15 protein-coding genes are annotated in these 17,877 nt (G+C 62.7%); 7 read left to right on the top strand and 8 right to left on the bottom strand.

All coding sequences use genetic code 11. From position 1 onward, the window contains the following. The first annotated feature begins 8 nt into the window (after nucleotides 1–8). From moaA to M8Q45_RS11560, 5 genes are all read left to right on the top strand, one after another. Entirely contained in the window at nucleotides 9–1,001 is a 993-nt protein-coding gene (gene moaA, locus M8Q45_RS11580; RefSeq protein ID WP_249874851.1) for a GTP 3',8-cyclase MoaA, read from the top strand. Nucleotides 1,002–1,317: 316 nt separating this feature from the next. Next, nucleotides 1,318–3,333 carry a ribonucleoside triphosphate reductase gene (locus M8Q45_RS11575; protein ID WP_249874850.1) on the top strand — a complete coding sequence of 672 codons (2,016 nt, stop codon included), beginning with the start codon at nucleotides 1,318–1,320 and terminating at the stop codon, nucleotides 3,331–3,333. Between the two features lie 31 nt (nucleotides 3,334–3,364). Beyond that, nucleotides 3,365–3,526, top strand: coding sequence for an anaerobic ribonucleoside-triphosphate reductase (nrdD, locus tag M8Q45_RS11570; RefSeq protein WP_030137643.1), 162 nt, complete (start codon nucleotides 3,365–3,367; stop codon nucleotides 3,524–3,526). After that, on the top strand, nucleotides 3,523–4,218 hold the full coding sequence (locus M8Q45_RS11565) for an anaerobic ribonucleoside-triphosphate reductase activating protein (protein ID WP_249874849.1): 696 nt from the start codon (nucleotides 3,523–3,525) through the stop codon (nucleotides 4,216–4,218). The genes nrdD and M8Q45_RS11565 overlap by 4 nt, the downstream gene beginning before the upstream one ends. A gap of 114 nt (nucleotides 4,219–4,332) precedes the next feature. Then, entirely contained in the window at nucleotides 4,333–5,952 is a 1,620-nt protein-coding gene (locus tag M8Q45_RS11560) for a methyl-accepting chemotaxis protein (RefSeq protein WP_249874848.1), read from the top strand. A 1,021-nt stretch (nucleotides 5,953–6,973) separates the two neighbouring features. Here the strand turns inward: M8Q45_RS11560 and M8Q45_RS11555 are convergent. The 4 genes from M8Q45_RS11555 to M8Q45_RS11540 are packed head-to-tail and all read right to left on the bottom strand — an operon-like array spanning nucleotide 6,974 to nucleotide 10,064. Further along, a complete protein-coding gene (locus M8Q45_RS11555) occupies nucleotides 6,974–8,341 on the bottom strand; it encodes a 4Fe-4S binding protein (protein ID WP_249874847.1) in 1,368 nt (455 codons plus the stop codon). Then, nucleotides 8,329–9,183 carry an FTR1 family iron permease gene (locus tag M8Q45_RS11550; RefSeq protein ID WP_249874846.1) on the bottom strand — a complete coding sequence of 285 codons (855 nt, stop codon included), beginning with the start codon at nucleotides 9,181–9,183 and terminating at the stop codon, nucleotides 8,329–8,331. Before M8Q45_RS11550 ends, M8Q45_RS11555 begins: the two co-directional genes overlap by 13 nt. 18 nt (nucleotides 9,184–9,201) lie before the next feature. Next, complete coding sequence (locus M8Q45_RS11545) at nucleotides 9,202–9,531, bottom strand: cupredoxin domain-containing protein (protein WP_249874845.1); 330 nt, start codon at nucleotides 9,529–9,531, stop codon at nucleotides 9,202–9,204. A gap of 2 nt (nucleotides 9,532–9,533) precedes the next feature. After that, nucleotides 9,534–10,064, bottom strand: coding sequence for an iron transporter (locus M8Q45_RS11540; RefSeq protein ID WP_249874844.1), 531 nt, complete (start codon nucleotides 10,062–10,064; stop codon nucleotides 9,534–9,536). A 181-nt stretch (nucleotides 10,065–10,245) separates the two neighbouring features. Here M8Q45_RS11540 and M8Q45_RS11535 point away from each other — a divergent pair, with 181 nt between their 5' ends. Further along, entirely contained in the window at nucleotides 10,246–10,473 is a 228-nt protein-coding gene (locus M8Q45_RS11535; RefSeq protein ID WP_249874843.1) for a DUF3079 domain-containing protein, read from the top strand. Nucleotides 10,474–10,652: 179 nt separating this feature from the next. Here the strand turns inward: M8Q45_RS11535 and M8Q45_RS11530 are convergent, their stop codons facing one another. The 3 genes from M8Q45_RS11530 to M8Q45_RS11520 all read right to left on the bottom strand — a co-directional run bounded on the left by M8Q45_RS11530 (nucleotide 10,653) and on the right by M8Q45_RS11520 (nucleotide 16,276). Beyond that, nucleotides 10,653–12,392: a dipeptidase gene (locus tag M8Q45_RS11530; protein WP_249874842.1), complete on the bottom strand. Its 1,740-nt coding sequence runs from the start codon at nucleotides 12,390–12,392 to the stop codon at nucleotides 10,653–10,655. 191 nt (nucleotides 12,393–12,583) lie between these two features. Beyond that, nucleotides 12,584–14,587: a peptidase U32 family protein gene (locus M8Q45_RS11525; protein ID WP_249877315.1), complete on the bottom strand. Its 2,004-nt coding sequence runs from the start codon at nucleotides 14,585–14,587 to the stop codon at nucleotides 12,584–12,586. A gap of 120 nt (nucleotides 14,588–14,707) precedes the next feature. After that, complete coding sequence (locus M8Q45_RS11520) at nucleotides 14,708–16,276, bottom strand: sensor domain-containing diguanylate cyclase (RefSeq protein ID WP_249874841.1); 1,569 nt, start codon at nucleotides 16,274–16,276, stop codon at nucleotides 14,708–14,710. A 124-nt stretch (nucleotides 16,277–16,400) separates the two neighbouring features. On the opposite strand from M8Q45_RS11520, the gene M8Q45_RS11515 reads away from it, so the two are divergent. Then, a complete protein-coding gene (locus tag M8Q45_RS11515) occupies nucleotides 16,401–16,859 on the top strand; it encodes a metallophosphoesterase family protein (RefSeq protein WP_249874840.1) in 459 nt (152 codons plus the stop codon). Nucleotides 16,860–16,869: 10 nt separating this feature from the next. On the opposite strand, the gene M8Q45_RS11510 is transcribed toward M8Q45_RS11515, so the two are convergent. Further along, nucleotides 16,870–17,772, bottom strand: coding sequence for a sugar phosphate isomerase/epimerase family protein (locus M8Q45_RS11510; protein WP_249874839.1), 903 nt, complete (start codon nucleotides 17,770–17,772; stop codon nucleotides 16,870–16,872). Between the last annotated feature and the right edge of the window lie 105 nt (nucleotides 17,773–17,877).

The raw sequence follows: 17,877 nt of genomic DNA, 5'->3' as shown, positions 1-17,877 counted from the left end.
AGGTGCGCATGAATGCGGTGTTGCAGGATGGGTTTGGACGCCAGATCGATTATTTGCGGATGTCGGTGACCGATCGTTGTGATTTTCGCTGTGTGTATTGCATGGCGAAAAACATGACCTTCCTGCCGCGCCAGCAAGTCTTGACCCTGGAAGAGTTGCAACGCCTGGCGCGGCTGTTCGTCGGCCTGGGGGCGAAGAAGATTCGCCTCACCGGCGGCGAGCCGCTGATCCGACCGGGCATCGTCGGGCTGTGTCGTGACATCGCGGCATTGCCCGGCCTGCGGGAGCTGGTGATGACCAGCAACGGCTCGCAGCTCGGACGGTTGGCCCGGCCGCTGGTGGATGCTGGCGTCAAGCGGATGAACATCAGCCTCGACAGCCTCGACGGCGAGCGTTTCCGGGCCATCACCCGCAACGGCGATCTGGATCGGGTGCTGGCCGGCATCGAGGCGGCAACCGGCGCGGGATTCGAGCGGATCAAACTCAACTGTGTGGTGATGAAGGGGCGCAACTTCGATGAGGTGCCGGCGTTGGTGCAGTACGCCATCGACCGGCGCATCGACATCAGCTTTATCGAGGAAATGCCCCTCGGCGACGTGGGGCGGTCCCGGGGCGAGTCGTTCTGTTCCAGCGATGACGTCCGGGCCGAGATCGCCCGTCATCATCGCCTGCTCGACAGTGCCGAGAGCAGCGGCGGACCGGCGCGCTATGTGCGCCTGGAACGCCACCCGGATACACGGATCGGTTTCATCTCGCCCAACACCCACAACTTCTGCGCCAGTTGCAACCGCGTGCGCATGACCGTCGAAGGGCGCTTGCTGCTGTGCCTGGGGCAGGAGGACTCCCTGGACCTGCGGGGCCTGCTGCGGCGTTATCCGTTGGATGACCAACCGATCGTTCAATCGATCAAGCAGGCACTCAAGGGCAAGCCATTGCGTCATGACTTCAACCCGGGTGGGGAAGTGCAGATTGTGCGGTTCATGAACATGAGTGGGGGGTGAGCCGTACACAGGTCCCACAAAGGGACCTGTGGTGGATACAGACCTTGCAGTCACCCCGAAACCAATGTGGGAGCGAGCTTGCTCGCGATGACGGTGGGTCAGCTTGCATTGATGTTGAATGTGCTGGTCTCTTCGCGAGCAAGCTCGCTCCCACAGGGGATCTGTGGTGCTTGCAAAAATGACTTTTCGAGCCTGAATGTGGGTCGCTTCCGATTCTTGATGTCGATCAATTGCAACCCTGCCTTTTGTCCGTACTCTCCACTGCATATTGTGTTTAAAGATTTCAAAAAGCCTATATGTAGTGTCTGGAGCAAAAATGCAGAGCACGTTGATCTCAGTAGGGTGTAACCGCTTGCACAAGCGCGATGGCAGTGTGGTCGCCTTTGACGCGGACAAGATCCGCCAGGCGTTGATCGCCGCCGGCAAGGCCACCGGTGAATACGCCGAAGCCGAGGCCGAAGGCTTGCTTGAGGCAGTCTTGGCGAGGTTGGAAGGGCAGACGCGCTTGAACGTCGAGCAGATCCAGGACCGCGTCGAGCGCGTGCTGATGGACGCCGGGTATTTCCTGTCCATGCGCGCCTACATCGTCTACCGCGAGCAACACGGGCGCCTGCGTCGGGACCGCCGCACGCTGGTGGAAGTCGCCACGTCGATGAACGAATACCTCGATCGCGAAGACTGGCGCGTGCAGGCCAACGCCAACCAGGGTTATTCCCTCGGGGGGCTGATCCTCAACGTGTCGGGCAAGGTCACCGCCAATTACTGGCTCGACGAGGTCTACAGCCAGGCCATCGGCGAGGCGCACCGCGAGGCGGATTTGCATATCCACGATTTGGACATGCTCGCCGGCTACTGCGCCGGTTGGTCCTTGCGCACCTTGTTGCATGAAGGCCTCAACGGTGTGCCCGGGCGGGTCGAGGCCGGGCCGCCCAAGCACCTGAGCAGCGCCTTGGGGCAGATGGTGAATTTCCTCGGCACCTTGCAGAACGAATGGGCCGGTGCCCAGGCGTTCAGTTCGTTCGACACCTACCTGGCGCCCTATGTGCGCAAGGACAACCTCAGCTACGACGACATCCGCCAGTCATTGCAGGAATTCATCTACAACCTCAACGTACCGTCGCGCTGGGGCACGCAGACGCCATTCACCAACCTCACCTTCGATTGGGTCTGCCCCCAGGACCTGCGGGAACAGATCCCAGTGATCGGCGGCGAAGAGATGCCGTTCGCCTACGGTGACCTGCAAGCGGAAATGGAGCTGATCAACCGCGCCTACATCGAGGTGATGCAGGCCGGTGATGCGAAGGGCCGGGTGTTCACCTTCCCGATCCCGACCTACAACATCACCCATGATTTCCCCTGGGACAGCGAGAACGCCGACCGCCTGTTCGAAATGACCGCACGCTACGGCTTGCCGTATTTCCAGAACTTCCTCAATTCGGACATGCAGCCCAACCAGGTGCGGTCGATGTGCTGCCGCTTGCAACTGGACGTGCGCGAGCTGCTCAAGCGCGGTGGTGGCTTGTTCGGTTCGGCGGAACAGACCGGTTCCCTGGGCGTGGTGACGATCAACTGCGCGCGCCTGGGCTACCTGTACAAAGGCAACACCAGCGGGCTGCTGCAACGCATCGATACCCTGATGGAACTGGCGAAGGAGAGCCTGGAGGTCAAGCGCAAGGTCATCCAGCATCACATGGATGCCGGTTTGTACCCTTACACCAAGCGTTACCTCGGCACCTTGCGCAATCACTTTTCCACCATCGGCGTGAACGGCCTGCACGAAATGCTGCGCAATTTCACCGATGACCAGGAGGGCCTGCACACCGAAACAGGCCGGGCCTTCGCGCTGAAACTGCTGGACCACGTGCGCGCCACGTTGCTGCGCTTCCAGGAAGAAACCGGCCACCTCTACAACCTCGAAGCCACGCCCGCCGAAGGCACCACGTATCGCTTCGCCAAGGAAGACCTCAAGCGCTATCCCGACATTCTCCAGGCCGGCAGCCCGGTCGCGCCTTACTACACCAATTCCTCGCAACTGCCGGTGGGCTTCACCGAGGACCCGTTCGAAGCCCTCGAGCTGCAAGACGAACTGCAATGCAAATACACCGGCGGCACCGTGTTGCACCTGTACATGGCCGAGCAGATTTCCTCGACCCAGGCCTGCAAACAACTGGTGCGCAAGGCCCTGGGACGTTTCCGCCTGCCGTACCTGACCATCACGCCGACGTTCTCCATCTGCCCGGTGCACGGCTATCTGGCCGGCGAACACGAGTTCTGTCCGAAATGCGACGAAGCCTTGCTGCTGCAACAGCAGCACCCGGGCAGCGTCCACTGAATCGATCCATCGACCGCAAGGAGCTTTAACCATGAGCGCAGTACAAACGATCCCACAGGCACAGCGTCAACGTTGCGAAGTCTGGACCCGGGTGATGGGCTATCACCGCCCGGTGGCAGCTTTCAACCCGGGCAAGCAATCCGAACACCGCGAGCGGGTGCACTTCACCGAACGCGCGGCCGGGCGTCCATGAGTCGAGTGCTACGGGTCGGGGGCATGGTGCCCCTGACCACCCTCGATTACCCCGGCCAACTGGCCTGCGTCCTGTTCTGCCAGGGCTGTGCCTGGCGCTGCCGCTACTGCCATAACCCGCAACTGATCCCGCCGCGCGGCAGCGAGGAAGTGGAGTGGTGTCGGGTGCTGGCGTTCCTGCAACGCCGCCAGGATCTGCTCGACGCCGTGGTGTTCAGCGGCGGCGAGCCAACCTTGCAGGACGGCCTTGCCGCGGCTATGGACGAAGTACGGCAGATGGGCTTTCGCATCGGCCTGCACAGCGCCGGCATCAAGCCAGCGGCTTTCGCCAAGGTGGTCGGACAGGCCGATTGGGTCGGCTTCGACATCAAGGCCTTGCCCGAGGACGCCCTGGACGTGACCCGCGTCGAAGGCAGCGGCGCGGCGAACTGGCGCAGCCTCGATCATCTGCTGGACAGCGGCGTGGACTATGAATGCCGCACCACCGTGCATTGGCATCTGTTCGACCCCGACCGACTGCTGGCCCTGGCCCGTCGCTTGAGCGAGCGCGGCGTCAATCGTTTTGCCGTGCAGTTGGTACGCACCGCGCGGATGCTCGATCCCCACCTTTCCAGCGTTTCGGCACACGCCTTGCAGCCTGAGCTGTGGGCCGCCTTGCGCGAGTTGTTCCCCTCGTTCGTTTTACGCAGTTGAGCGACAGCGGGAATCCATCGTCGACAGCGGCCCGGGATGTCCGGGCCACATTTTTTTCCAACGGTTTTCAAATGCGCTGCCAGTCGGCAGGTAGTTGAACAGGGAGCATTTGACATGACCAGAATCACCACTGCCCAACGTATCGTGATCGGCTTTGCCATCGCGCCATTGGCGTTGATCGCCCTGGCACTCTACGCCTTGAACGACTTGGCGATGCTGCGTGACCAGGCGGTGCAGATCGTCCGGCAGGATTGGCCGAAGATCGATCCGATCATGGTCATCGCCACGGGCGTGCGCGACAACGCCAGGAACACTCGGGATCTGTTGATCGACAAGAACAACACCCAGGTCCAGCAATCCATCGACACCACCCGCCAGCGCATCACCCAGGCTTTTGCGACGCTGGAGCCGCTGTTCGATCAACCCGAAGGCAAGGCCGCCTACGCTGAGCTGAAGAAGCGTCGCGAAGCCTACGTGGCGGCGTTTGTCCAGGTGCAGGCGCTGATTCGCCAGGGCGCGACGGACGAGGCGATGACGCAGCTCAAGCAGGGCGTGATCCCGGCGGAGCTCGAGGTGTACAAGAGCCTTGAAGCGATGATGGCGATGCAAGGCAGGATTTTTGGCGAGCGCGAACAACTGGCCCAGGCGCGCTACAGCGAGGCGCGACGCAACATGCTGGCGTTGGTGCTGGCGTGCCTGGCCGTGGTGAGCACCGTCGCGCTGCTGGTGACCCGCAGCGTGACCCGTCCGCTCGGCGGCGAGCCCAATGATGCAGCGCGAGTGCTGGGCCACATTGCCCGTGGCGACCTGACGATCCGGGTGCCGGTGGGCGTCGGGGCGAACGACAGCGTCATGGGCAGCATGCACGAGATGCAGCAGAGCCTGAACACGATGGTCCGGCAGATCGCGGCGTCGGTGGATCGGGTCGCCAGTTCGTCCGAAGAGTTGAGCGCGGTGAGCAGCCAGACCAACAGCACGTTGCAGTTGCAAGGCCAGGAGATCGAACAGGCCGCGGCGGCGGTGAACCAGATGACCGCGGCGGTGGATGAGGTGGCGCGCAACGCCGTGAGCACCAGCGAAGCCTCGCGACTCTCCGAGCAGACCGCCCAGCGCGGCCGAGAGCAGGTCCAGGAAACCGTCGCGTCGATCCATGCCTTGGCCGATGGCGTGACCGACACTTCCGGGCGAATCCAGCAACTGGCGGGACGCGTCCAGGACATCAGTTCGGTGTTGGATGTGATCCGTGGCATTGCCGAACAGACCAACCTGTTGGCGCTGAACGCGGCCATCGAAGCGGCCCGTGCCGGGGATGCCGGACGCGGGTTCGCGGTGGTGGCCGACGAGGTGCGGGCCCTGGCCCATCGCACCCAGGATTCGACCCGGGAAATCGAAGACATGATCGGCAACATCCGCCAGGACAGCGAGCAGGCCGTCAGCGCCATGCAAGGCAACAGCGAGCGGGTGCGGACCACGCTGCAAGTGGCCCAGCGCTCGGGCGAGGCACTGGATGAAATCGCCCGTTCGATCTCGCAGATCAACGAACGCAATTTGATGATCGCCAGCGCCACGGAACAGCAGGCGCTGGTGGCCCGCGAGGTGGACCGCAACCTGGTGGGCATCCGCAACCTGTCCGAGCAGGTGCTGCTCGGTGCGCGCCACACCGACACGGCGGGCCAGGACCTGGCGCAGATGGCGGGGTCGCTGCATCAGACGGTGGCGCGGTTCAAGGTATAGGCAGGGTGGGGCATTGGCTTTGTGTTTGAGCCTGGACACGGTGGACGCCGCGAATCCCTGTGGGAGCGAGCTTGCTCGCGAAAGCGGTGGATCAGTTTGCATCGGAGTTGAATGTGCCGACGCCTTCGCGAGCAAGCTCGCTCCCACATTGGTTTTGTGTTTGAGCCTGGACATGGTGGACGCCGCTCCCACATTGGTTTTGTGTTGAGTCTGGACATGGTGGACGCCGCGAATCCCTGTGGGAGCGAGCTTGCTCGCGAAAGCGGTGGGTCAGTTTGCATTTGTGTTTGATGTGCCGACGCCTTCGCGAGCAAGCTCGCTCCCACATTGGCTTTGTGTTTGAGCCTGGACACGGTGGACGCCGCGCATCCCTGTGGGAGCGAGCTTGCTCGCGAAAGCGGTGGGTCAGTTTGCATCGGAGTTGGATGTGCCGACGCCTTCGCGAGCAAGCTCGCTCCCACATTGGTTTTGTGTTGAGTCTGGACATGATGGACGCCGCGCATCCCTGTGGGAGCGAGCTTGCTCGCGAAAGCGGTGGGTCAGTTTGCATTTGTGTTTGATGTGCCGACGCCTTCGCGAGCAAGCTCGCTCCCACATTGGCTTTGTGTTTGAGCCTGGACACGGTGGACGCCGCGCATCCCTGTGGGAGCGAGCTTGCTCGCGAAAGCGGTGGGTCAGTTTGCATTTGTGTTTGATGTGCCGACGCCATCGCGAGCCAGCTCGCCCCCACATTGGTTTTGTGTTGAGTCTGGACATGATGGACGCTGCGAATCCCTGTGGGAGCGAGCTTGCTCGCGAAAGCGGTGGGTCAGTTTGCATCGGAGTTGGATGTGCCGACGCCATCGCGAGCAAGCTCGCTCCCACATTGGTTTTGTGTTTGAGCCTGGACACGGTGGACGCCGCGAATCCCTGTGGGAGCGAGCTTGCTCGCGAAAGCGGTGGATCAGTTTGCATCGGAGTTGGATGTGCCGACGCCTTCGCGAGCAGGCTCGCTCCCACAGGGGGCGTTGGTGGCTTCGTGTTACCACCCCCAGAACTGCAACCACCAGCCATAGCCCACCAAGCCGCTCGCCAGGACCAGGCAGGCCATGGCGGGCAGCCGGCGGATCGGCCCGGCGCCGTCGCGGCCGAGCACTTTCCAACCCAGCAGCAAGCTCCAGCCGATCGCAGCGACCAGCAGCATCGCCCGGGCTGGCTGTACCCATTCCAGCAACAACCCTTCATAGCGCAACAGCTTCACCGTGGTGGCCGACAAGCCCAGGAACAACCCTGCACCGCCGAGGGGCGCCAGAGTGATGGCTAAGGGCCAATATTGTGCAGCATCACCCGCAAGTCGAGCCGCCAGGCGCATCAGCAGCATCAACGAAGTGCCCATCAACAACGCACTCATGCCCAGATAGGCAACGATGCAAAAACCGTCCAGCCAACTGAAGCTGTCGTTGAGCTGCGGATAATGCGTCAGCAGCCACCACGGCGCGTTGTCCAGCAACGGCCAGGTCACATCGCGCGATACCAGCCATTGGGCGAGTGCCTGCTTGAGGGCGATGAACCAAGGGCTGACGGTCCACTGGAACGCGCCCATCGCCAGGCCAATGACCCCGAAGAACAGCAAGCGCACATCCCAGGGCGAGACCGTGGTTGGGGTGGCCTGGAGGATTTCCTGATTGCTGGAGCGAGCAATCAGCCGCACCGCGTCGCGCTGGCCGCTGCAGCGGCCACAGGCATGGCAATCGGCGGCGCCGCGCATCCGACGGATGTCGAGCAAGGGCGCGCAGTTGGGCGGTGGGCGGCGGGGTCCGAGGTTTTCCAGCCAGCGTCTTTCATCCACATGGAAGTGCACGGGGGCGAGGCGGGCGAGCAGGGCGAAGACGCCGCTGACCGGGCACAGGTAACGGCACCACACCCGTTTGCCACGGGCGAACAGCAACCCCACGACGATCGCCGCGACGGTCGAGCCACCGAGGATCAGCAGCGCCGCCTGGGCATAGTCATAGACGCTGATCAACTGACCGTAGAGCGTGGTCAGGCAGAACGCCAGGGTCGGCCAGCCGGCCCAGCGCAATCCCCGTGGCACGCCGAGGCCACGGCCGTATTGGCTGGCCCATTCGCTGAGGGCGCCTTCGGGACACAGCACGCCACACCAGAGCCGGCCGAACAGGACGATAGACAGCAACACGAACGGCCACCAGATCCCCCAGAACAGGAACTGTGCCAACAACGTCAGGTTGTCCAGGAGATGCGCCTGGCTGTCCGGCAACGGCAACATCGCCGGAAGCACCAACAGCACGGCGTAGAACAGCACCACCGCCCATTGCACGGTGCGGATGGTCGCGCCATGGCGGCGCATGCCATCGCCGAGGCGCTGGAGCGCCGGGTTCAGGTCGGGCATGGCAGGTTTTCCACCTTGCGCGGCCGCAGCCAACCGGCGACGACCAGCCAATAACCGAGCCACACCAATAGCGTCAGCAGGCTGGGGCTGGCGCGATAACCGGTGAAATCCGCGAGAAAACCACCGAGGCCATGCCCGTCAGCCAGCACGGCGCTGCTGTCCCATAGCGAATCGCCAATGGCGCGGTACATTGCTTCGGGCCAATCCATCGCCAACAGTTGCCCGCCGATCCGCTCGACGCCGCTGACCAGAAGCGCCGAGCCCAACAGCAGCAGGATCGCTTCGCTGATGGCGAAGAAGCGCGGCCATGAGATGAATCGGCGGCTGACGTGGAGCAGGGACACGGTCAGCAGCGACAAGACCAAGCCGGCCACCGCGCCGACCGCGAACAACCCCAGTGACGGACCTTCCAGCCGGGCGCCAGCGCCGTAGAGAAAAACCACGGTTTCGCTGCCTTCGCGGCTGACGGCAAGCAACGCCAGCACCAGCAGCCCCATCCCACCCTGGCGCCCCAGGCGTTGGTCGGCCTGACGCCCGAGGTCATGCTTGAGCGTGCCGGCGTTGCGATGCATCCAGCCGACCATCTGCACGATCAGCAGGCTGGCGACCAGCGCCAACGACGCCTGGAACCACTCGTTGGCGCCGCCGCTCATGGCTTCGCCGGCCAACAGGATCAGACCGGCCAGCACGCCCGACAGCAACAGGCCGAGGGCGGCGCCTCCCCAAACGTAGCGCAGCAGTCGGTCGGCCTGCTGCTGGCGGCTCACCCAGGCCTGGAGAATGCCGATCACCAGCAAGGCCTCGACGCTTTCGCGCCAGACAATGAACATCGATTGCGTCATTCGAGCGTCTCCTGACGATTACCGGGCGAGAATGCCGCCCTCGGGCAATTGCGGGTTGAATTCATCGAAGAACGGGTAATGGCCGGGGCGCAGCGGGTGGATCACCACGAAGCTGGTGACGCCGGGGGACAGGACCTTTTCGACCCGCAGCGGCGTGCTCTCGAATTCCGCCGGGCCTTGGCCGATGTTCTTCAACACGATCTTGAAACGCTGGCCGGCCGGAACCTCCAGCAGTGGCGGGGTGAATTGCCCGTCGCGGATGCTCAGCTCGTAGGTGAGCAGTTCGGCCTTGGCGATCGATGGCAGCGACAGACCGACCAGCATCAGCCAGATGAATCGGCGGCTCATGTTCAGTACCCGCCTTTTTTCCCGATCCCGGCGTAGACGAATTCGTAGCGCAGTTCGCAGCGCTCGAACCACGGCGCCACGCCGGTTTCCTTGTCGGTATGACGACCCAGGGACGCATGGCCACCCGGCGGCAGGACGGTGAAGGTCAGTTGGTATTTGCCCGGGCCGAGCAGCTTCACGTTATCGCCATAGTGCGGCCCGTCATTGGCGACCATGGCGTGGAAATCGCCCTTGAGCGCGGTGTCGTTGCCTTGTTTTTTCAGCTGGAACGAGACATTGAGGTAGGGCACGAAGCTGCCTTCCTGGAAGCCCTGCTGGTTGTCCGCCGTGGCGCGGATGTCGGCCTCCAGGTGCACATCGGAATCGGCGGTGGCGCGCATCATGCCCGCGGGGGCCATTTCGATCGGTTGCAGGTACACCGCGCCGACTTCAAGCCCGGGGCACAGTTGCGGTTCGCCGATGGGGTATTCCTTGGCCTGGGCCAGCGGTGCGAGACACAACAGGGCGAGGGACAGGGGAGTGAGCGTGCGCATGGTGACTTCCTGGTTGGCTAATTGATGGCGCCGAGTCTAGGAAGCTTCGCTGCGAATAATAATGATTCTTGTCAATTTTCAGCGTGAATTTTCCCCGGATCGCCGTTCTTGACCGGAATCAAGGGACACCGCGCGGCGCCAGGGTAGGGTGGGGTACATCCATCCGGCATGCGGGGTCGTCATGGCAAAGCCCTTTCCCATCAGTCCCAAACATCCCGAGCGCATCTGCTGGGGTTGTGACCGTTACTGCGCGTCGACCGCGCTCGCATGCGGCAACGGCGCCGACCGCACGATGCACCCGGCGGAGATGATCGGCGAGGACTGGTACCTGCATGGGGATTGGGGGATAGACGTGGTGGATGTGACGGACAAGGCCGCGGATGAAACCGCTGGTCAGCTGACTAAATGATAAAACCCGTGGCGAGGGACCTTGCTCCCGCCGGGTTACGGTAGGAGCTGCCGAGCGAAGCGAGGCTGCGATCTTTTGATCTTGATCCTTAGGCTCAACTGGCCTCGAAAAGATCGCAGCCTCGCTTCGCTCGGCAGCTCCTACAGTGCACCGAGCGGGAGCAAGGGTTAACGCCAGCTCTAGAGCTTCGGCAACTGCCCGATCCGCCCCATCATTTCGGTCACGACCTGCAGGTCCAGCAGGAACTGCTCCACGGTCTTGAACTCGTTGTCGTTGTGGCCGGTGTACTTGACGTCGGGCATGGCCAGGCCGAACTGCACACCGTTGGGCAAGTCATGGACCGACGTAGCGCCGGCAGACGTACCGAATTTGTGCTCCATGCCCAGGTTCTCCGTGGCGACGGCCAGCAGCGCCTTGACCCATTCGCCTTCCGGGTTGCGGTACATCGGTTCGTCGATGGAGTTATCGAAGGCCACCGCGACCTTGGATTTCTTGGCCCAGGCGGAGAGCTTGTCGTTGAGCTCGGTCTTCAACGCTGCGATCGGCTTGCCCACGGGCACCCGCAGGTTCACGGCAAGCTTGAAGGCCTTGTCATCCATCCCGACATAGGTCAGCGAGGCGGTCAGCGGGCCCATGAATGCGTCGGAGAAACCGATGCCCAGTTTCTTGCCCAGGTAATCCAGGCCCCAGTTGTCGGTGGCGTAACGCGCGGCGTCGGTGATGTGGTTGTGCTTGAGCGCGACCTCGCCGTCGAGGCCGTTGATGAACACCAGCATCCTGGCGACCGGGTTGACGCCAGACTCCGGCTCGGAGGAATGGGCGGAAACGCCGGTGAAGGTCAGCTTGACGGTCTTGTCGACCACCTCGCTTTTGACCTCAAAGTTCCCGCCATTGGCCTTGGCGTAGTCGGTGCCGGCCTTGCGCAGGCTGGCGGCCAGTTCGGCGGGTTTGTTTGTCGCAAAGGTTGCCACCGACGTCGACGGGATCTGGTTGGTCGCCATGCCACCGGTCAGTCCGATGATTTCGGCGCCGTTGCCCTTACCCGCGCGACGCGGGAAGTTCGCCATGACCGTGCCATAACCTTTCTCGGCGATCACCACCGGGTAGCTGCCATCCAGCGCCAGGTTGTAATTGGGCGTCGGGTTGCGCTCGAAATAATAGGGAATGGCGTCGCCGGTGGTTTCTTCGGTGGTGTCGATCAGCAGCTTGAAGTGACGCGCCAGCGGCAGTTTTTCTTCCTTGATGATTTTCATGGCGTAGAGCGCCACGACGATGCCGTTCTTGTCATCCTCGGTGCCTCGGCCGTACATGCGATCGCCCACCAGGGTGACCTTGAACGGATCGAGCTTGGTGCCGTCCTTGAGCACCCAGTTTTCCGGCGTCACTGGCACCACATCGGCATGGGCGTGGATGCCGACGACTTCGTCGCCGCTGCCTTCGAGGGAAATCTCATAGACGCGGTTGTCGATGTTGCGGAAGTCCAGGTTGAAGTCGTTGGCCAGGCGCTTGATCTTGTCGGCGATCTTGAGGAACTCGGGGTTTTCATGCTGGGCCACGCCGTCCTTGCGATAGGTCGGGATTTCTACCAATTGGCGCAAAGTCTCGGTGGCGGCCTTGCCGTATTTCACCCGGGCGTAGAGACCCAGCAGCCGATGGATTTCGTTCTGTTGCTCGGCGGACAGGGTTTTGTTGCCTTGGAAGGCGTTGATGGCCGGGCCGAGGTTGGCGGTCTTGGCCAGGTCACTCTTGGCGACGGTGGCCAGGAACTGGCGGAAATCGCTGACAGAGGTGTCGGCAAAACTCGTGACCAGGGTCGCGCTTTGTTGCGCGGTGATGTTGGCGTTGGCCGACAGTGGCAAGGAAGAGAGGGCGGACAGGACAAGGGTGGCGATAGCAAGACGCTTGAACGGGAAGTTCATGGTGGCAGGCATTCCTTTGCAGGGGAAAAGTGTCGTTTGATGAAACAATCACTTACAACCTAGCATCATGAACGCGGGTTGGGGGAGCCCTAGGAACGGAATATGTCGCCGGAAAAAGCGCAAACGGCGCAGAAATGAAAAATCCCTTGTGGGAGCAAGCTCGCTCCCACAGGGTTCGGTGGTGACTGGACTCAATGCGTCCCGCGCGGAATCGTCTTGAGCAAATCTTCCGGGCTGATATGCCCCACCACCGGCTGCGCCGTGCTGCCCGGCAACGGCAGGTCGAGGATGTGCCCCTTGATCTTGCCCACCACGTGCATTTCGCAGGGCTTGCAGTCGAACTTCAGGGTCAGCACTTCATCGCCGTGAATCAATTGCATCGGTGCAACCTTGGTGCGCACGCCGGTGACGCCCTTGGCTTGCTTGGGGCAGAGGTTGAACGAGAAGCGCAGGCAATGCTTGGTGATCATCACCGGCACTTCGCCGGTTTCCTCGTGCGCCTCGAAGGCCGCGTCGATCAGTTTGACGCCGTGGCGGTGGTAGAAGTCCCGGGCCTTCTGGTTGTAGACATTGGCGAGGAACGACAGGTGTGATTCCGGATACACCGGCGGCGGCGTGGTCTCGGCCTTGCGCCCGCCCCGTGGGTGCGTCGCAACCCGTGCTGCGGTCAGGGCTTCGATCACCTCGCGGCGCAACGCCTTGAGCTGGGAGTTGGGAATGAAAAACGCCTGGGGCGCGTCCAGTTTGATCGACGTGGCGTGATACTCGGTGGTGCCCAATTGGCCGAGCAGGTCCTGCAATTGCTCCAGGGCTTGCTCCGGCTTGTTCGCCAGGCCGAAGGGACCGTCGAGGGCCACGCTGGCGCTGATGCCTTCTTCGCTGGTAGCGGTCAGCGCCAGGCGCTCTTCGCGCAACTGTGCGACCCAGGCCAGGCCCACGCGACGCTCGGCGGAGGTCTTGAGCAACGCTTGCTGCCAGTTGTGATCGAGGTTGCGGTTCAGCGGATGGTTGGGCCGCAACTGGTACATGCCGGCCGGCATTTCGTTGGGCTCGACGCGGTAGCGGTAGCGCTTCTGGCCTTCGTCGTCGAGGAACTCGCCCTTGGGCTCGGCGATGTTGGCCCGGAAACCCACCACTTCGCGCTTGACCAGCACGTTGAGGCCGTCGCCGTTGGACAGCGGGTCAGAGGTCACCACTTGCAGGTCACGCTTGCCGACTTTCTCCACCACGCCCACCGGTACGCCGGTGAACGTCGGCGAATCGAAGGCGCCGATGTCGATCTTGCGCTCGCTGACGAAATAGTCAGTGCTGCCACGGTGGAAGGTCTTGTCCGGGTCCGGCACGAAGAAATGCGCGATCCGGCCACTGGAGGCGCGGGCCAGGTCGGGGCGGTCTTCGAGGACATCGTCCAGGCGCTGGCGATAGTAGGCGGTGATGTTCTTCACATAGGCCGCATCCTTGTAGCGGCCCTCGATCTTGAACGAGCGCACGCCAGCCTCCACCAGGGCGCGGATGTTGGCGCTCTGGTTGTTGTCCTTCATCGACAGCAGGTGTTTCTCGTAGGCGACCACCCGGCCCTGGTCATCTTTGAGGGTATAGGGCAGGCGGCAGGCCTGGGAGCAATCGCCACGGTTGGCGCTGCGGCCGTTTTGCGCGTGGGAGATGTTGCACTGCCCGGAAAACGCCACGCACAGCGCGCCGTGGATGAAGAACTCAATGGCCGCGTCGGTCTCGTCGGCGATGGCGCGGATTTCCTGCAGGTTCAGCTCACGGGCCAATACCAGCTGCGAGAAACCGGCCTGGTCGAGGAATTTCGCCCGGGCGAGGGTACGAATGTCGGTCTGGGTGCTGGCGTGCAGCTCGATCGGCGGGATGTCCAGTTCCATCACGCCCAGGTCCTGGACGATCAGCGCATCGACGCCGGCATCGTAGAGCTGGTGGATCAACTGGCGGGCCGGCTCCAGTTCGTTGTCATGCAGGATCGTGTTGATCGTGGTGAACACCCGGGCATGGTAGCGGTGGGCGAACTCCACCAACTGGGCGATATCGCTCACCTCGTTGCAGGCGTTGTGACGCGCGCCGAAACTCGGGCCACCGATGTACACGGCGTCGGCGCCATGCAGGATGGCCTCGCGGGCGATGGTCACGTCGCGGGCGGGGCTGAGCAATTCCAGATGATGTTTAGGCAAGGACATGTTTTTTTTAGTCAGGCTGGTCACGGTCGAAGCGCGCATTGTAGCCGCCAGGCGCCGGATCGGCACCTGCGCAACCCGACATTGGGTGACATGAGGCGATATGCGGTTGATCGCGCTGTGTCAGGGCCGGGATGCACCGGCACTGCACCAGCGGTTTCGCCCGGTGTTCTTCGCCAGGTACAAAAACGCGTCTGCGGCCTTGATCAGCATGGCCGGGGTTGCGTCCTCGTTGCTTGGCTGGCAGGTGGTGATGCCGGCGCTGATGGTCACGATCCCCAAGGGATGATCGCCATGCTCGATGTTCAAGGCCCGGACGGCTTCGAGGATTTGCTGTGCGACCTTGGCGGCGCCCGGACTGTCCGTGTTGGGCAGCAACACGGTGAACTCCTCGCCACCATACCGGACCGCCAGGTCACCCGGCCGCTTGATGGTCTGCCCGATCGCGCCGGCAATGGCCCGCAGGCAATCGTCACCGGCCGCGTGCCCGTAGCGGTCGTTGAAGCGCTTGAAGTAATCGACGTCGAGCATGATCAAGGCCAGGGACGAACCCTGGCGCTTGGCCAGGCGCAGCTCATCGGCCAGGGCGATGTCCAGCCGCCGACGATTGCCCAGCCCGGTCAGGCTGTCGGTCAGCGCCATGTCGCGCATGGCCTGGTGAGCGCTACGGATCTGCTTTTCCATAGTCATGCGGTAGCGCAGCTGGCTCAGCACAATGAGGCCGAAAGCCACCAGTACCGAGATCAGGAATACCAGTACCAGGCTGGTCTTGAGCAGGTCGCGACGCCAGGGGCCGATGATTGAATCCCGGGACAGGCCGGCCTCCACCACCAACGGGTAGGTGGTCAGGGCCCGGTAGCCGTAGAGGCGCTCGGTAGCGTCGACGACGGCCCTGGCTTCGGCGACGCCCTGGTTGGAGGTGGGCAAATGCTCCCGGAAGATCACGCTGTTGACCAGGCTCTTGCCGATCACCGAGGCGACGAAAGGCCGGCGCACCAGGATCGTTCCACTGCGTGTCGCCAGGACCAGCGCACCCTTGTCGTCGATCTTGAAATCACCGTAATAATCGACGAAATAGCTGACCTTGACGGTCCCGAGCAGCACGCCCGCGAACGAACCGTCAGGATTGTTCAGGCGCCTGGAGACTGGAATGATCAAATCGTTGGTGGAGCGGCTGTTGATCACCTCGCCGATGCGTACGCCCCGGTCGCCGTGGGTGCGGTGGTATTGGAAATAGTCGCGGTCGGCATTGTTCGCCGTTTCCGGGATCACTTCCTTGTCCGTCGCCAGCCACTGGCCATCTGGCCCGTAGATGAACAGCCCGTGCAACTGCGGCATGATCGCCGCCTGTTGCACCAGCAGCCTGTGGATGCGCGGGATGTCCATGTTTTGTAGACCATCGCCTTCCACCCGCTCGGCAAGGGCGGCGGTGGCGACGTCCACTTGTCGAATGGTGTCTTCGGCGTGTTGGGCGGTCGCCCGTGCCAGGTTGTTCACCGAATCGCGGGCAGAGGCAAAGGCCGCGCGATAATCACGCCATGTTCGCCAGCCTTCGACGGCCAGGAAGGCGATGATGACCACGAGCATGAAGCTGACGGTCAGCCGAAATGCCGCACCGGCTCGCACAGCCTGCTGGGAGAAGGCTTCATCGGGGCTTTCGATTTTTGGCTCTGGCTGCTTGCGTCCGAGCATTGACATATCCTTTCCACGACAGGTACGCGCCTCTGCGCGGAGCCTATCCTATTCGATTTCAGCATGTTAGCTAACTGCGACGAGACAGATACAGCCCACGACACACGCTGCAAGAGGATGGTTCATGAAAGTTGGCGTCATTTCGGATACCCACGGCCTGCTGCGCCCCGAAGCGCTTGCGGCGCTGCAAGGTTGCGAGCGGATCATTCATGCCGGTGATATTGGCAGCCCGCAGATTCTGGAAGCCTTGGCGTCCATTGGCGAGCTGCACGTGGTGCGGGGAAACAATGACCTGCCGGCCGATTGGGCAGGGCACATCGCCGACTGCCTGCAATTTGACCTTGGCGGATGGCAAGTGCTGTTGGTCCATGACATCGCCGACGTGCCGACGCCCCTTGCCCCGGACGTAAGGCTGGTGATCACCGGCCATTCCCACAAGCCGATGATCGAGTGGCGGGGCGAGCGGCTTTACCTTAACCCCGGCAGCGCCGGCCGGCGGCGGTTCAAGCTGCCGGTGACGCTGGCGCTGCTGGAGATCAGCGAACAGGCGATCGAGCCGCGGATCGTGCCGTTGCTGCCGTAACGGGCACGGTTTACCTGAAGTACTTGTCGACGTAGGCCTGGATTTCCTGGCGCATGAAGCGCCCGGATTCATCTGCGCGTTCCTCCCAGCCGAACACGCACGCGGTGACGATGCCGTCGAAGCCGGTCTTGGCCAGCTCGCCAAAGAACAGGTCCCAGTCGATCTCGCCCTGGTGCATGTCCATGTGCTGGTGCACCGTCACTTTGGCGCCGGGCGGGTTGACGATATAGCGCAGGCCGGACGAGGCCTTGTGATTGTAGGTGTCGGCGATGTGCACGTGGGCAATCATCGACCCGGCTTCGGCGATCATGGCTTTCATGTCATCGCCGAAGTAGAACGTGTGGGGCGTGCAATAGAGAAACTTGACGTTGTCCGAGCCAAGGGTCTTGAGCATGTCCAGGGCCGGGTGCAGCGTCTCGCACCAGTCCTCCGGATGGGGCTCGACGTTGAGCGTGACGCCTTCGGATTCGAAGATCGGCACCAGTTCCTCCATCGACCGCCACCAGGCCGCTTCGCTCGACTCATGGCTGTGCACGCCACCACAGCAACTGACCTTATGCCCGCGATCCGGCGACGGCCCGCGGCCGAATTCGGAGTTCATCGTGGTGCAGCCCATCTCCACGGCGACCTGGATCGCTTCTTTCCAATAGTTCACCGCAGCCCGGCGCTCGTCCTCGTGCGGGCTGGCCCAGCGGTACATCGGCAGCAGCGAAGCCAATTGCAAATCGTGGTCGCGCAGGGCTTTCTTGAATTCGGCGATGCGTTCCTTGTGGGCCCGCGGGCGTACCCACCACGGCAAGAAATCTTCCCGTGGCGACAGCTCGAGGTATTCGTAGCCGAGCTCGGCGGTCTTGCGGCAGAGGTCCGGCAGGCTCAAATGGCGGTGCATGTAGGGATCGAGGGCGATTTTCATTGTTGTTCTCCATTTATCTACGTTGATGACCTGTGGCGAGTGGATTCAGCGACACGTCGCACCACCCCGCTGGACTGTGCCCGTAGGAGCTGCTGTAGGAGCTGC

It is taken from the genome of Pseudomonas sp. T1.Ur (assembly GCF_023516725.1).
Taxonomy (GTDB): domain Bacteria; phylum Pseudomonadota; class Gammaproteobacteria; order Pseudomonadales; family Pseudomonadaceae; genus Aquipseudomonas; species Aquipseudomonas alvandae.
This window is presented reverse-complemented; position numbering and strand designations above follow the sequence as displayed.

What these genes read in the sequence shown, in the direction of transcription:
- moaA (WP_249874851.1), top strand. Translation starts at nt 9, where the DNA reads ATGAATGCGGTGTTGCAGGATGGGTTTGGACGCCAGATCGATTATTTG.
- M8Q45_RS11575 (WP_249874850.1), top strand. Translation starts at nt 1,318, where the DNA reads ATGCAGAGCACGTTGATCTCAGTAGGGTGTAACCGCTTGCACAAGCGC.
- nrdD (WP_030137643.1), top strand. Translation starts at nt 3,365, where the DNA reads ATGAGCGCAGTACAAACGATCCCACAGGCACAGCGTCAACGTTGCGAA.
- M8Q45_RS11565 (WP_249874849.1), top strand. Translation starts at nt 3,523, where the DNA reads ATGAGTCGAGTGCTACGGGTCGGGGGCATGGTGCCCCTGACCACCCTC.
- M8Q45_RS11560 (WP_249874848.1), top strand. Translation starts at nt 4,333, where the DNA reads ATGACCAGAATCACCACTGCCCAACGTATCGTGATCGGCTTTGCCATC.
- M8Q45_RS11555 (WP_249874847.1), bottom strand. Translation starts at nt 8,341, where the DNA reads ATGCCCGACCTGAACCCGGCGCTCCAGCGCCTCGGCGATGGCATGCGC.
- M8Q45_RS11550 (WP_249874846.1), bottom strand. Translation starts at nt 9,183, where the DNA reads ATGACGCAATCGATGTTCATTGTCTGGCGCGAAAGCGTCGAGGCCTTG.
- M8Q45_RS11545 (WP_249874845.1), bottom strand. Translation starts at nt 9,531, where the DNA reads ATGAGCCGCCGATTCATCTGGCTGATGCTGGTCGGTCTGTCGCTGCCA.
- M8Q45_RS11540 (WP_249874844.1), bottom strand. Translation starts at nt 10,064, where the DNA reads ATGCGCACGCTCACTCCCCTGTCCCTCGCCCTGTTGTGTCTCGCACCG.
- M8Q45_RS11535 (WP_249874843.1), top strand. Translation starts at nt 10,246, where the DNA reads ATGGCAAAGCCCTTTCCCATCAGTCCCAAACATCCCGAGCGCATCTGC.
- M8Q45_RS11530 (WP_249874842.1), bottom strand. Translation starts at nt 12,392, where the DNA reads ATGAACTTCCCGTTCAAGCGTCTTGCTATCGCCACCCTTGTCCTGTCC.
- M8Q45_RS11525 (WP_249877315.1), bottom strand. Translation starts at nt 14,587, where the DNA reads ATGTCCTTGCCTAAACATCATCTGGAATTGCTCAGCCCCGCCCGCGAC.
- M8Q45_RS11520 (WP_249874841.1), bottom strand. Translation starts at nt 16,276, where the DNA reads ATGCTCGGACGCAAGCAGCCAGAGCCAAAAATCGAAAGCCCCGATGAA.
- M8Q45_RS11515 (WP_249874840.1), top strand. Translation starts at nt 16,401, where the DNA reads ATGAAAGTTGGCGTCATTTCGGATACCCACGGCCTGCTGCGCCCCGAA.
- M8Q45_RS11510 (WP_249874839.1), bottom strand. Translation starts at nt 17,772, where the DNA reads ATGAAAATCGCCCTCGATCCCTACATGCACCGCCATTTGAGCCTGCCG.